Raw genomic sequence first — 14957 nt, 5'->3', positions numbered from 1 at the left:
AAGTAATAATAACAAATGTAAATTATAAATGACAATTCCTGATTTCGCAATCGCATTTAGTAATTTATATATTTTTCAAAGACAATATAATCATCTGCGGCATCTATTTCAACAAAATTACTGTTTATACATAACGGTTTTAATTCATTATTTTCACCATACAAAGTGATTGTCAATAACTTTACATTATCAAAATGTTTACGTACATATGTAGATAATTGTCTCAATGCGCTTTCAGCAATACCATGGTGCCGTTCTTCTTTGTTAACTTCAACCGAAGAGATATTCATTCGATCTTCATGTCTTTCAATAGCAATAAATCCCACTTTATTATCATCTTTAATTAAATCAATGATATGAATATTGAATGGTTGTTCTTCTGTGTTCGGTTTTAATTTTAAAGAAGAGACATGTTTAGAATCTAGATCAAGGTAATATAACCTTTCTTTTCCAATAGGTCCTTCTTCTTTTGTAGCTGCATGCATAAAGCCCGCACGTTCATAAACATTCCAAGCGCCTTTATTTTCAGCGTCGACCACTAAATATAAATGGTTAAAATTTGGAAAAAGTGTCTGTACATACCTAGGCAGATACATCATCATTTTCGTACCATAGCCATAACCTTGAAAATCTTCATTGACTGATAAGGATCTCACATATATAACTTGATTTGGCGTGTCATATCCTTCATGTTGATAATACTGATGCAGTACAAAGAAGCCAACGACTTCACCTTCATCATTTAGTGCAATATTTGGAATTCTATCTTCATCATTGATCGCATCATCCAATACATCTTTAGGTAATGATGAATAAATTTGCTGTCTTTCACTTAATTTGAAATCATATAAAGATTGTCTATATTTTTCTTCATAAACTTGTACCGTAATATTTTCAAAATTTTCCTTTATAAACATGTTTTAATCCCCTATTAAAAACGTAGTCGTTATTTATTCATACCACTTCTGAATCAAATCAACCTATAAATTTACATATAATTTAGAAACATACCTAATTAATTAACAGCCTTAATTGTGAACTATTCTATCAATCCTATTAAATCCATATTTGATTTTCCTTCATTTTATTATACTATAAGTTATAATGGAAATTTTTATTAGGGGGAATACAGATGAAGATAGGTGTCGATGCTGGTGGCACGCTCATTAAAATTGTTCAAGAAAAAAACGGTGAACGAACATACAGCACAAGATTAACTACTGAAATTGAGGAAGTCATTCAATGGTTAAATCAACAAGATTGTAACAACATTAATCTGACGGGTGGGCAAGCTGCCATGATTAATGAACAACTCAATTGTGAATCTCGTGTATTTGTTGAATTTGATGCTGCAGCTAAAGGGCTAGAAATTCTATTAGAAGAACAAGGTCATTTCTTAGATGATTATATTTTCACTAATGTTGGTACTGGTACTTCACTTCATTTTTCAAATGGCAAAGCGCAAAAGCGTGTAGGCGGAATAGGCACCGGTGGCGGTATGATACAAGGCCTTGGATACCTACTCACAGGTATCAGTAACTATAAACAGTTAACTGATACAGCTCAAAATGGTAACCGTGATATTATAGATTTAAAGGTAAAACATATATATAAAGATAGTGAGCCTCCTATTTCTGGCGATTTAACTGCAGCTAACTTTGGTAATGTGCTACATCATTTAGATGAATCATTTACAGATGCAGATAAATTGGCTTCTGTAATTGCAGTCGTCGGTGAAGTCATTACTACAATGTCAATTACTGTCGCAAGAGAACATAATACAAAAAATGTTGCCTATATCGGTTCTTCCTTCCACAATAACGATTTATTAAAGGATGTCGTCAAAGACTATACTGTTTTACGTGGGTGTGAACCTTATTATATTGAGCATGGTGCATTTTCTGGTGCTCTAGGTTCTATACATTTATAATGCTTATATTCATTAAATTATATAATGTATAGACTGCTCATTAAGCACGTTTATCTGCCACAATATGACATATTAAAAACAGGACATTATATGAGTTATCTAAATGAAAAATGATTTTGTAGGATTTTTTACAATCATACTGAATGGGTATAAACAAAAAACTGTAATTTCTAGTTTAAAACACTAGAAATTACTGTTTTATTTATAAATATGAAATTGAATAATACAGATACTAATCATGTAACTGTTTAAAATAAGCAGTTGGACTTTACACCAATTGTTTAAATTGACAAAAAGCCTAGACGCCTAATTATGTTCCAGACTTTTTGACATTATCTATTTATGACTCAATCTCTTTATTTCAACTAGTTATTACTCCAAACAAATCTATAACTATTTCGATACGATAAAATTTGTGCTCTAAATTATAAATATTATAAATACATAACTCATAAACAGCTATATTGTTGATAACCTTTAATTAAAATGTTAACTGGTCAATTACTTTTTGAGCAGGCACAACGGTTCCGACTACGCCTGACTTCAAGTCTATTGCAACTGCATGGTCATCATCACGTAACGTATCTAACCATTCAGCAAATACTTCCCCTTCAATCTCAATAATTTCACATTCTTCAAAATCTTGATTTCTCACCTTTTCAGCTCTGTTTTTAATACTCCATACAGGCATAATATGTGGTTTTTGGTGTGCTTCATCACTGATCATGATAAATTGTTTTTCATTCTTATTAGTTAATCCAAACACAGCATCTTCTTTAGCAACATCTTTAACAAATTCTTTCAATCTAATACTATCCAAATCAGACATCAATTCATTTGAAGCTGCAACGATACGAACGCGTTCACCATCTTTATGTGAAGTTGGGTTCATCAATACCTCATCATCTTCATCAAAAATATCGTCAATTTCATAAGTTACAAAACGATCAATATCAACCGTTTTTACTTTGTCATATTCAATTTGCTCTTTATTTAAATAACTTTCTGCTGTTGCTTTATCTGTCCAAGCACATACTACATTTTGTTCAGATATTTCTTGTCTAATCAAATGCTTTGATTTAGTTGCGACATAAAAAACTTCATTTATTAAAATATCTTGAAAAAATGAACTTTCTTTGTAAGACATATTTTCACCTTCAATTCATTTATAATAATTACTTATATTTAAAATATAAATGACTGTATGTTTTTAGTCAATCAACGAATGTTCCTTATAAATTTAGAAAGTATTAACAGGAATCAAATTTTTCAATAAAAATTAAAGAATAAAAGTCATTCTCTTCCTTGGCTAATATTCTAATCGTATACATAACCACTACGCATTCGCATAAAATATATCAATAGTACTTTGGATCGCTGGTAGTAGTTCACATCTATTGTCCAATTAAAAAATCTGAGACACCTATTTATGTCCCAGACACTTTACATTTTTAGCTTTTAAATTATTATCTACTGAGTAGAACCACTAATTTTAATTCCACATTTTATTTTTCTTGAATCTCTTTTAGAAATTGTTGCTCCAATGTATCAACCGTAGCTTTGTTTTCAGCATGCCATATACAACCAAATCTAGATTGCACCGTATCATTTTCAAACCATTCACCATCATAATAAGAAAGTGGAAATAATACGCCCAGTCGCACATATTTCAAAATTGTCGCAAAAAATTGTTCGTTATCACCAGGCGAAATATAACTATAAAATTTATGATAGCCTTGTTGAAGTAAAGGCTCTAACAACAACATACTTGTCGAACCATTTTGTCTAAAATTCAAATCAATCGCATATACATCATTTTTGTCGTCTAATAACAAGTCAAAGCCCGCTACGCCAAAGTAACCTTTAGATACCCCAATTTCCATGATTTCTCTACCAGCTTCTATCACGTGTTTAGGTACATCCGGCGCATTTTCATTTCCACTATAATAGCCGTAAGCATCTGTGAGTTGAGCTGAAGTACCTATATATCGTATGCCTCCATTTTCAGAATATGCAAATTGTACACAATAATTAGCAATCGCTTCTATCTTTTGCTCTATAATCATTGTGTCTGTTTCTGATTGAGCTTGAGCAATTCGTGTTTTTGCTTTTGTTAAATCTTCTTCTGAATAACAAATCATTACACCATACCCGCCAGCAGTTGGTAAGTCATCCCCAGGTTTTAATACAAATGGGAACGACCATTCAGACACCGCCGCCTCAAAATCTTCAATGTTTACAACTTCTCGACGGGGAAGGAATTGATTGTTCGTCCATTCAGGAATTCTTGCTTTATTATTTAATGCAACAAAGATATCTTTATCTAGTGCATAATGCGCTTTAGTTAATATATCTTCACCATGAATATATTGAAAATAAATTTTCTTATTCTCTTCTTGCGCTAACACTTTTAAAGTTTGTTCATAACTTTGTTGATCGTTGAATTGAATGATATTTGTAGGCATTGTTTTCCCTACCGCTTCAAATAACTGCTTTAATTTATCAGTGACGCTCGCTTCATGAACGATTACTGGCATATGATTAGCTATTATCAGCTCTCTACCTGTTAAAAAATTCGATTGGTGTTCTTCAGGTTCCAGCCATGGATTTGAAATATAAGACGGTCTAGAAGTATAGACAACGCTAGAATCGTAAAGGTCACTAAGTGTTAATTTGGGTCTATGAGAGCGTTCTTTAGTCATTTTTTATGCCCCTTTATAAATTGATGTTGTTCAATAATCTCATCAAACAACGCTTGATTCGTTAATAATTCTAATCCCATAAGCGAGAGAATCTTAGCACCTCTAATTAACGCTTGGCCCCCATGGGTACTTGCTGCAGCCTCTCTAAATCTATGCGTATGACCTACTAAATTACGTGATCCAATTTTAATATGTGGATGTATCGTTGGTACAACATGACTCACATTTCCCGTGTCAGTAGAGCCATAACCAAAATCATCATCAATGACAGCTTCACCCATTTCTGTTGCATATTTAGCAAATAAATCATCTAATTTTGAAGATTTTATAAACTCGTTCACGCCATTTTGTATAGGTCCAAATTCATAATCACATCCAGTTTGCAATGCCGCACCTTTAGCTATTTGACCAACTCGTTCAGTTAAAATGTCTAACTCATGGCGACTTGTTGCTCTAGTATAGAATCTCGCATGTGTAAAATCAGGTATAATATTCGCTGCTTGTCCACCATCCAATATAACGCCATGGACACGTTGACTACTTTTTATATGCTGACGTAATTGCGCAACCCCATTAAAATATGAAATCATTGCATCAAGTGCATTTTTCGCTTCATCTGCATTTTCAGATGCATGCGCACTTTTACCAAAAAATTTAACATCTAGTACATCTACAGCCAAAGTATTGATTGTTCTGTATGTTTCATTACCAGGATGCACCATTAAGGCGATATCTAAATCATCAATAATACCTTCTTTAACATAAGTCGCTTTAGCACTACCGTTTTCTCCACCTTCTTCTGCAGGACAGCCTAATACAATTACTTTTCCGCCGACTTTATCAATCACTTGCTTTAAGGCTATACCCGCAAATGTACTAGCGGTACCAATAATATTATGACCACACGCGTGACCTAACCCTGGCAATGCATCATATTCGGCCAAGTAACCTATAGTTGGTCCCGTTTGTCCTGAATCATAACTTGCTATAAAGCCAGTCGCATGTCCTGCTATATTTGTTTCGACTTCAAAACCATGTTGCGTTAACGTTTCCGTTAACGTTCTAGATGCAAATATCTCCTCATTACCTAATTCAGGTCTTTGATGGATTTGATGGCTCATTTCTAAATATTTATACTTTTCATTTTCTATATAGTCCAATACAATTTGTTTATTTTCCATAATTCAACACTGCCTCCTAAATTACTTGGCATTATGTTTATACTCAATTTATAAAATAAATCAAATGCAATAAGTAATTTATTAAATAACACAACATATGATTCATAATGCACAAAACATGATTTAATTATTACTTATTCTATCGGGTTTATTGAATTCTGTCATTCATTTTCTGAAATTTATAAAAATAACTTTCATACCCCTTTATACCACATTTCAAAAATTGTAAATCCTCTTTTAACTTGTTACAATTAATTTAAGTTATATATGAGGAGGATACACCATGCCAAAAATGAACGTAGAAAGTTTTAATTTAGATCATACAATCGTTGTAGCACCTTTTGTGAGATTAGCAGGGAAAATGGAAGGCGCTAACGGTGATGTAATTCATAAATATGATATCCGCTTTAAACAACCAAACAAAGAGCATATGGATATGCCTGGATTACATTCATTAGAACATTTAATGGCAGAAAATATTAGAAATCATTCAGATAAAGTCGTTGATATTAGTCCAATGGGTTGCCAAACAGGATTTTACGTTTCATTTATCAATCATGATGACTATGAAGATGTGTTAAATATTATCGAAGCAACAATTAAAGATGTATTAAATGCTACAGAAGTGCCAGCATGTAATGAAGTTCAATGTGGTTGGGCTGCTAGCCATTCATTAGAAGGCGCCAAAGAAATAGCCCAAACATTCTTAGACAAAAAAGCTGAATGGCATGATATCTATGGTGAAGCACAATAATTTATAATGTGAGTTAGCATTTTATAAATATATAAAATAAGAGAGCACAGCGTCATTTCAAACGCATGTGCTCTCTTATTTTAGTTTAGTAAGTTATAATTTTTTGATTAATTTCATCATCACAAATTGCAATGGAATACGTCCGTATAAAGCCCATTTCGGAAGTTGTTGACCAGCAATTGGAATTTGTTTGCGCGCCATATAAATATTCGCTGGTAAGACCGCCCATAAAAACGCTATGAGTGCATTTTTTTGACTCTTAGTAGGTTGTTTCATTAATAATATGACACCAAACACGATTTCCATAACGCCTGTGATTAACACAGCTGCTTTTCGAAATGGTAAGTACGCTGGTACAATACATCTAAATTGTTCTTCATCTTTAAAATGGAGTACCCCTGCAACACTAAAGACAATTCCAAATAGCATTCTTAAAATACGCATTACTTTTCAACACCCATTTCTTTCAAATAGCTTTTGCCAAATTCAGGTAATTTCACACCAAAATTATCAGCAATCGTTGCACCTAAAGAACTAAATGTGCTGTCTATCGTTAGCTCATGATAGTCAGTCATTTTAGGACTAAACATAAGTACAGGAATGTATTCTCTAGTATGATCCGTACCATCTGCAGTTGGATCATTACCATGGTCTGCTGTAATAATAACTAAATCTTCTTCTTGTAAGTGATTCATAAGTTCAGATAAACGTTCATCAAAATCTTTAATCGCTTGTGCATATCCAGGTTTATCACGACGATGGCCATAAAGGGCATCGAAATCAACAAGATTTAAAAAGCTTAACCCATTAAAGTCACGTTGCACAGTTTCAATTAATTTATCAATACCATCCATGTTATCTTTGGTACGTATCGATTCAGTCACACCTTCACCGTCAAATATATCATTAATTTTACCAAGGGCAATGACATCATAACCATTATCTTTTAATTCATTCATTACTGTTCTACCAAATGGTTTTAATGCATAGTCATGTCTATTAGAAGTTCGTTTAAATGAACCTGGCTCTCCAATATAAGGTCTAGCAATGATTCTGCCTATTAAATATTTAGGATCCTTGGTTAATTCTCTTACTTTTTCACAGATGTCATATAGTTCCTCTAAGGGAATAATATCTTCATGAGCTGCAATTTGAAGTACTGGGTCTGCAGAAGTATAGACAATTAGATCACCCGTCTTCATCTGATGTTCGCCCCATTCATCTATGATTTGCGTACCGGATGCAGGACGATTGGCTACAACTTTACGTCCTGTTAACGTTTCGATTTCATTAACCAGTTCTTCTGGAAAGCCTTCTGGATAGACCTTAAATGGTTGCATGATATTTAGCCCCATAATCTCCCAATGGCCAGTCATGGTATCTTTGCCGACTGAAGCTTCACTCATTTTTGTGTAAAAAGCTTGTGGTTCCACTTCTTTATCAATAACCGGAAGAGGTTCAATATTACCTAAACCTAATTTTTGTAAGTTAGGTAATGACTGTTCAAATCCTTCGAGCGTATGCTTTAAAGTGTGACTGCCTTCATCATCAAAAGCTTTTGCATCAGGTCCTTCTCCAATACCAACAGAGTCCATGACAATTAAATGAACTCGTTTAAATGGTGTAGTCATAATATTCCTCTCCTATTCAGTAATTATTTTATGAATCAATGTTGGTTCATTACCAGTGTCACTAATCGTAATACTTTGCAATAGTTTATCTTTTACGTTATCAATTTGTTCTTGATTGCTGTGGATTGTTAACAAAGCCTCTCCTTTGTTGACGCTATCTCCAACCTTTTTATGCAATACGAGACCCACACTTAAATCTATTTCGTCTTCTTTAGTTTGTCTGCCTGCACCTAACATCATAGAAGCTACACCGACTTCATTTGCAATAATTTCAGTTACAATGCCTTCACTTTGTGCGGGTAGTTCAATTTGATATTTGGCTTGTGGTAATTTTGATACATCGTCTACAACAGAACCATCGCCATCTTGGTTTTCTAAAAATGTTCTGAAACTTTCTAACGCTGAACCATCTTGAATTGCTTGTTCTAACATTTTACGTGCTTCATCAAGATTTTGAGCTTTTCCACCGACGACTACCATCTGTGAACCTAGCGTCATAACTAACTCTGTTAAGTCTTCTGGTCCATTACCTTGCAACGTTTCAATCGCTTCTTTAACTTCTAAAGCATTACCTATTGCATTGCCAAGTGGTTGGCCCATATCCGAAATAATTGCCATTGTATTTCTACCTACATTATTACCGATACGAACCATGGCATGCGCTAACGCTTCTGCATCTTCTAACGTTTTCATAAATGCGCCATTACCGGTTTTAACATCTAATACAATTGCATCCGCGCCAGCAGCAATTTTTTTACTCATTATAGACGATGCAATCAGTGGAATTGAATTCACCGTACCGGTAACATCACGAAGTCCATATAGTTTTTTATCAGCGGGTGTTAAATTCCCAGTTTGACCAATGACTGCAACTTTCGCCTCATTAACCAATTTAACAAATTGTTCTTCGCTAATTTCAACATGGAAACCTTCAACTGATTCTAATTTATCAATGGTACCACCAGTATGGCCTAGTCCGCGACCACTCATTTTCGCTACTGGCACACCTACCGCAGCCACTAATGGTGCAAGTACTAGTGTCGTCGTATCACCAACACCACCCGTTGAGTGCTTATCCACTTTAACCCCATTAATATTAGATAAATCAATGACATCACCTGAATTAACCATCGCCATCGTCAAGGCAGCTCGTTCATCATCATTCATATCTTGAAAATAAATCGCCATCGCTAAACTAGAAGCTTGATAGTCAGGAATATCTCCATTTGTATATCCATCAATAAAGTATTCAATTTCTTGTTTCGTTAGCGCTTGACCATCACGTTTTTTTTCAATAATATCTACCATTCTCATATGAGTTGGCCTCCCCTATTTTTCAAGTCAATACATAACTGTATTCAGACAAGATTTCAGTTATTTATTAATAATCTGAGTCACTTTCTAAACCTTGTACAATTTCAACGCCTGCACTAGCGCCAATACGTGTGGCACCTGCTTCAAGCATATGATTGAAGTCTTCAAGATTTCTAACGCCACCAGAAGCTTTTACTTCTAAATCATCGCCCACTGTATCTTTCATTAACTTAACATCTTCAGGTGTAGCACCACCACCAGCAAATCCTGTTGATGTTTTAACAAAATCAGCACCAGCTACCTTGCTTAATTCGCTTGCTTTGACTTTTTCCTCATCAGTTAATAAGCATGTTTCAATAATAACTTTAACTGTTTTACCGTTCGCTGCACCTACGACACCTTCGATATCTTTTTGAACGTCTTCAAAGCGTCCATCTTTTAAAGCACCAATATTAATTACCATATCTACTTCTGATGCACCTTTATTAATAGCATCTTTTGTTTCAAATATTTTTGTTTCAGTTGTTGATGCTCCTAATGGAAAACCTATAACTGTACATACTAATACATCTGAACCCTTAAGTTGTTCAGCAGCATATTTTACATGTGTTGGATTAATACAAATCGATTTAAAATTAAACGCTTTCGCTTCCTCGATAATTTTATCTATTTGATTTCTCGTAGATTCCGGTTTAAGTAATGTGTGGTCTATATATTTTGCGTAATTCATATTAAATCCTCCTATTATTTTGTTTATTAGCATATGGTGTTTTAACCCACTCATAATTATATAGTAAAATTAAACATATATGTTTATAAACATTCTCTCTTTACCTCTATACTACAAAAATTCGCAAAAATAATAAACAAATGTTATCTTTAATTTGATAAAGAATTTAAAGGAGAAGATGATTATGACAAAAGCAACACCTCATATTCAACCTAATGGGAAAAAAATAGCTAAAACCGTATTAATGCCAGGGGATCCACTTCGTGCAAAATATATTGCGGATAACTATTTAGAAAACGTTGAACAATTTAACGAAGTACGTAATATGTTTGGTTATACTGGTACATATAATGGTAAAGAAGTATCTGTAATGGGATCAGGTATGGGCGTTCCAAGTATTGGTATCTATTCGTATGAACTATACAATTTCTTTGATGTAGACACAATCATCCGTATCGGCTCATGCGGTGCTTTACAAGAAAACGTTAACTTATATGATGTGATTATTGCACAAGGTGCTTCTACGAATTCTAGTTATGTGGAGCAATACAACATTCCTGGTCATTTTGCACCATTAGCAGATTTTGAATTAATATTAAAAGCTAAACAAAAAGCAGATGATATCGGTGCTACGACACATGTTGGCAATATCTTATCTTCTGATACGTTCTATAATGCCGACCCTACATTCAATGAACAATGGCAACGCATGGGTGTCTTAGGTATTGAAATGGAGTCTGCAGCACTATATTTAAACGCTACTTATGCAAATAAAAAAGCTTTAGGCATATTTACAGTAAGCGATCATATCTTACGTGATGAAGCGACAACTGCTGAAGAACGCCAAAACTCTTTCACTCAAATGATGGAAATAGCATTAGAAATTGCTGAATAACATTTTCTTTAGGTTTCAGATTGATATGTAAATAAGTACATATAGAGCTAGTGTGCTAATTCATAACACTCAGCTAACATTTTTTATAAAGAAAGAGGCCCTGTCTATTTAAATAGACAGGGCCTCTTTTATACGTCTAAGCTATATGCCCAGACACTATTCTCTTTATCTTAAACTGAATGTATTATCTACCTAAATATGATTTTAACATCCAGTTATGTTTATCTATATTTGTTTGCATACCGATGAACATATCTTCAGTCACATCATCATCTGCATTTGAAGCAACTTCAATTGCTTCTTCTAATTGTTTAGATACATTATCGAAGTCTTGTGAAAGTTCTTCAACCATTTCTTCAGCTTTGTAACCTTTGCCTGCTTCTTTGATAATTGAAAGATCTAAACTTTCTTTTAATGTTGCAACTGGATTACCACCAGCAGCTAAAATACGCTCAGCTAAATCGTCAATGTATTGACTTGCTTCGTCATATAATTCTTCGAATTTTGTGTGTAGTGAGAAGAAATTAGGACCTTTTACATACCAATGAAAATTGTGTAATTTTGTGAATGCGACTGTCCAGTTTGCTACTTGTTGATTTAATACTTTTACTACTTCTTCATTACTTTTTGCCATGTAAAATCTCTCCTTTAAATTTCAATATTATCATTAAATGACAACACCGTTCTTGATTACAATAATTATTATATTATAATAATTCTAATCTGTAAAGAATATTCGTGCTCTAAATTAGAATCATTTTAATTTAGATGTCCATTTAATGACCTACACTTATTATAACAAATTGCGCACTACTTATTCCAAGTCTTTTCTATACGGCATTGCGCCTTGTGCACCTAAACCTGTCACTGAAAAACTACCAGCCAAATTAGCAAAATTCACAGCATCTTCCAATGACTTATTTTCAATTAATGCAACTGCTAGTGCACCATTAAAAGTATCTCCAGCTCCTGTTGTATCTATGACTTCCTTTTTATAACCTTCAATCAGTTGTTGCGTATCGCTATAAAACAATGCGCCTTTTGCGCCTTGCGTAATAATAAGTTTACGTGGATATGCTTTAAGTGCTTGTTCTACTTGATGGTCAAATAGTAATTCACTTTCTGATTCGTTCGGCGTTATCCATGTTACTTTTTCGATTACTTCTTTATCCAATTCACGATAAGGCGCAGGATTTAAAATAACTTTGATACCATGCTTTGCTGCATATGTGACAACTGATTGAACCGTTGCTTCAAGAATTTCATGTTGGAGCAAAATAATGTCATCTTCACCAAAGTTTTCCAACTTTGGCAAAACAATATCTGGTGTAATATAGTTATTGGCAGCCGGAACGACAATAATACGATTATCATCTTCAAATAATGTAATGTGTGCTGTACCTGACTTCTCATTGTCAATGATGTCCATGTAAGTGGTATCAACATGATTATCTTTCAAGTTTTCCAAAATTTGTTTGCCGTATGCATCATCGCCCACTGCACCTATCATATACACTTCATTACTTAAGCGTGCAGCCGCTACCGCTTGATTTGCGCCTTTGCCACCAGGATTAGTAAAAAATGAAGTGCCCATTACTGTTTCTCCTGCTTCGGGCAATATATCAGTTTTTACAACTAAATCTATTGATGCACTACCAATTACAATAATTTTTCCCATGTTTGTTTCCTCCGTATTTTCAGTAAAAAATAATCAGTCAATAAAAAATGATTTTTCATAATCATTAGGTTCATGCCAATGGGTTTTCCACATATGATTTCTATTATCAGCAAATAATTGATAACCAAAATCTCTGATTATATTTGGCACGAAACGCAACAAGATACCTAACCATTTGTAGTTAGTCAACGATGTGATTAAGGTTGTAATTGCATCAGATTTATATTTCAACTGGTCACCTTCTTGTAAAATCACACTATCGTATTGTTGCGCTTCTGGATAATTTTCTAATAAATTTTGTGCTACATCACCCTGTAATTTGGCAAATTGATAACGTGTAGAAAGTCCGTGTTGAATTAACCAGATCGCATAGTTATAACAATAAACACAGTTACCATCATAATAAATTATTGGCATATACAACGCTCCTAAAATGATATATTTAGTCTACCATTATCATTATATAATGGGACTTACTTTTATTATATCCTAATTTCCTTAAAATAAATCATAAGTGCTTATATCTGCCTATTCCTATCAGTGCTCGTCGATTAAAAACATTATGTCTTTTTTACGCTTCTGTTTTAAAAGTATCCACTATAATTTAAATAATTAATAGACATTTATATTGTCATACTTTGCATAAAAAAATGACCAATCCATTCTTGAAGGATTGATCATTTCATATGCTTTCATAATTACTTATGCTTCATCATAACGTATAAGTTCAATTATTCTAAACTCTTTTTAATCTTGGTTCACTTTAACAATTCTAGTATATTTTAGAAACTGTTCTGTGTATTTTTGTTTAATTTCATTTAAACTGTCATACGTGATAGCGACAATATGCCAATTCGGATTAAAATGATAAAACGAATCTTTTTTTCTAGACCATTTAACCATAGTACCATCTTTATTATAACGTGGTAACGTCATCTCATAGCCTTCCAACACATTGATATATGTTTGAAAAATATCAGGATCTATACGGTTAAAATTATCTATAACTAAATAACTTTTATCTTTTCGAGGCATGAGATTCGTTATAAAACCTTCTCTATAATATAAAGCGCCCGTCTCATTTGGTAAATATTTTCCATAAAGCATGTCTTCTGTGAAATCCGGGTGCCCAGAAGTAATAACTGGATTCGCATTTGTTTTTTGCAATAAGTCTTCTGCCGCTTTTAATCCTTCTCCTTTATCTACTACAAGCAGAATAAATGGTTTCAAATCTTCTGCTGGCTTATCTATCACATTATCGCTTTGCACGGCTTCAAATTGTGGTTTCAAACCATCATTCGCACTCATTTCAAGTATAGATTCAAATTGCGTTTGTGACATACTTGCAATCGCTTGTTTTGCATTTTCCTGTAAGTAGTAAAGATTTTTTAATTTAGGATGCTTATTCAAAGTACTTAATGAGACAGGTTCAATTTCTTTTTCAAAATATACTTCAATAGCCGTACTATTAGTTCTACCAGGAATAGGTGGCTTTTCATGTATATGTTTACTCACTTCACCAACGCCAATGACCGATTGCTCTCGTTTTTTATTATAAAAAACAAGTTGGTCCCCTATTTCTAACTGTGTATAAAAATGATAACCATTTCTTTTTATACCATTATACGTATGTGTAAATATCGTGTTATATGATTCTGGTTCAAATTCTTGTTCCTCAGATATAAAAAAGTATCTAGGTATTTTAGTTTGGCCTTTGCCTAAGCTAACGATTAGTTCATACTCTTCTTTAGTAATTTGATTAAATAATGTTTCTTTCATATTACCCATTCTAAATTCTAACTGTTCACTTCTTTTTAAATAATCAGCTGTTAACGGCTTTAATTGTTCTTGTAATTCAAAATGAACGCGAATTTTATTTTGAGCACCCGTTTGTACACTTGTGATTTCACCAAATCCTAATAAACCAGTGTCCATCTGCACTTGATAAAAGATGACCTGGTCACCAACTTTGGCCTGTTTAAATGAACGGAAACCTTGAGAGGGATTAAATTGTGCACCTGATTCAAATAATGTTGTTTGTCCAACCATTGGTTCATTATGGTTCCAGCGATTATAACCGCAGTTTAACCAAAAATAACTTGTTTCCTCTGCCATTTAGATACTCCTTATCTCATATAAAAA

General features: G+C 33.5%; 15 protein-coding genes. 3 read left to right on the top strand and 12 right to left on the bottom strand.

What is annotated here, in order from left to right; genetic code table 11:
• Positions 1-56 precede the first annotated feature (56 nt).
• Positions 57-917: a GNAT family N-acetyltransferase gene (locus SSP_RS03735; protein ID WP_011302661.1), complete on the bottom strand. Its 861-nt coding sequence runs from the start codon at positions 915-917 to the stop codon at positions 57-59.
• Positions 918-1132: 215 nt separating this feature from the next.
• Here SSP_RS03735 and coaW point away from each other — a divergent pair, with 215 nt between their 5' ends.
• Positions 1133-1930, top strand: coding sequence for a type II pantothenate kinase (gene coaW, locus SSP_RS03730; RefSeq protein WP_011302660.1), 798 nt, complete (start codon positions 1133-1135; stop codon positions 1928-1930).
• A 481-nt stretch (positions 1931-2411) separates the two neighbouring features.
• Here coaW and SSP_RS03725 read toward each other — a convergent pair whose 3' ends face one another.
• The 3 genes from SSP_RS03725 to SSP_RS03715 form a co-directional block, all read right to left on the bottom strand.
• Complete coding sequence (locus SSP_RS03725) at positions 2412-3077, bottom strand: DUF2750 domain-containing protein (protein WP_011302659.1); 666 nt, start codon at positions 3075-3077, stop codon at positions 2412-2414.
• Positions 3078-3435: 358 nt separating this feature from the next.
• Complete coding sequence (locus SSP_RS03720) at positions 3436-4632, bottom strand: L-aspartate--L-methionine ligase LdmS (RefSeq protein ID WP_011302658.1); 1197 nt, start codon at positions 4630-4632, stop codon at positions 3436-3438.
• Positions 4629-5813: a M20 family metallopeptidase gene (locus SSP_RS03715; RefSeq protein WP_011302657.1), complete on the bottom strand. Its 1185-nt coding sequence runs from the start codon at positions 5811-5813 to the stop codon at positions 4629-4631. Before SSP_RS03715 ends, SSP_RS03720 begins: the two co-directional genes overlap by 4 nt.
• A gap of 283 nt (positions 5814-6096) precedes the next feature.
• On the opposite strand from SSP_RS03715, the gene SSP_RS03710 reads away from it, so the two are divergent.
• Entirely contained in the window at positions 6097-6567 is a 471-nt protein-coding gene (locus SSP_RS03710; protein ID WP_002482698.1) for an S-ribosylhomocysteine lyase, read from the top strand.
• Between the two features lie 93 nt (positions 6568-6660).
• On the opposite strand, the gene SSP_RS03705 is transcribed toward SSP_RS03710, so the two are convergent.
• From SSP_RS03705 to deoC, 4 genes are all read right to left on the bottom strand, one after another.
• Positions 6661-7011, bottom strand: a complete 351-nt coding sequence (locus SSP_RS03705) for a DoxX family protein (protein ID WP_011302656.1) — start codon at positions 7009-7011, stop codon at positions 6661-6663.
• Positions 7011-8198: a phosphopentomutase gene (deoB, locus tag SSP_RS03700; protein WP_011302655.1), complete on the bottom strand. Its 1188-nt coding sequence runs from the start codon at positions 8196-8198 to the stop codon at positions 7011-7013. The genes SSP_RS03705 and deoB overlap by 1 nt, the downstream gene beginning before the upstream one ends.
• Before the next feature lie 12 nt (positions 8199-8210).
• A complete protein-coding gene (locus tag SSP_RS03695; protein WP_011302654.1) occupies positions 8211-9512 on the bottom strand; it encodes a pyrimidine-nucleoside phosphorylase in 1302 nt (433 codons plus the stop codon).
• Between the two features lie 67 nt (positions 9513-9579).
• A complete protein-coding gene (gene deoC / locus SSP_RS03690) occupies positions 9580-10242 on the bottom strand; it encodes a deoxyribose-phosphate aldolase (protein ID WP_011302653.1) in 663 nt (220 codons plus the stop codon).
• A gap of 184 nt (positions 10243-10426) precedes the next feature.
• Between deoC and deoD the strand changes: the two genes are divergently transcribed.
• Positions 10427-11137 carry a purine-nucleoside phosphorylase gene (deoD, locus tag SSP_RS03685; RefSeq protein ID WP_011302652.1) on the top strand — a complete coding sequence of 237 codons (711 nt, stop codon included), beginning with the start codon at positions 10427-10429 and terminating at the stop codon, positions 11135-11137.
• A 184-nt stretch (positions 11138-11321) separates the two neighbouring features.
• On the opposite strand, the gene SSP_RS03680 is transcribed toward deoD, so the two are convergent.
• The 4 genes from SSP_RS03680 to SSP_RS03665 all read right to left on the bottom strand — a co-directional run bounded on the left by SSP_RS03680 (position 11322) and on the right by SSP_RS03665 (position 14930).
• A complete protein-coding gene (locus tag SSP_RS03680; protein WP_011302651.1) occupies positions 11322-11771 on the bottom strand; it encodes a Dps family protein in 450 nt (149 codons plus the stop codon).
• Positions 11772-11951: 180 nt separating this feature from the next.
• On the bottom strand, positions 11952-12815 hold the full coding sequence (gene rbsK / locus SSP_RS03675) for a ribokinase (RefSeq protein ID WP_011302650.1): 864 nt from the start codon (positions 12813-12815) through the stop codon (positions 11952-11954).
• A 33-nt stretch (positions 12816-12848) separates the two neighbouring features.
• A complete protein-coding gene (locus SSP_RS03670) occupies positions 12849-13232 on the bottom strand; it encodes a thiol-disulfide oxidoreductase DCC family protein (protein ID WP_002482690.1) in 384 nt (127 codons plus the stop codon).
• 330 nt (positions 13233-13562) lie between these two features.
• Entirely contained in the window at positions 13563-14930 is a 1368-nt protein-coding gene (locus SSP_RS03665; RefSeq protein WP_011302649.1) for an EVE domain-containing protein, read from the bottom strand.
• Between the last annotated feature and the right edge of the window lie 27 nt (positions 14931-14957).

It is taken from the genome of Staphylococcus saprophyticus subsp. saprophyticus ATCC 15305 = NCTC 7292 (assembly GCF_000010125.1).
Taxonomy (GTDB): domain Bacteria; phylum Bacillota; class Bacilli; order Staphylococcales; family Staphylococcaceae; genus Staphylococcus; species Staphylococcus saprophyticus.
This window is presented reverse-complemented; position numbering and strand designations above follow the sequence as displayed.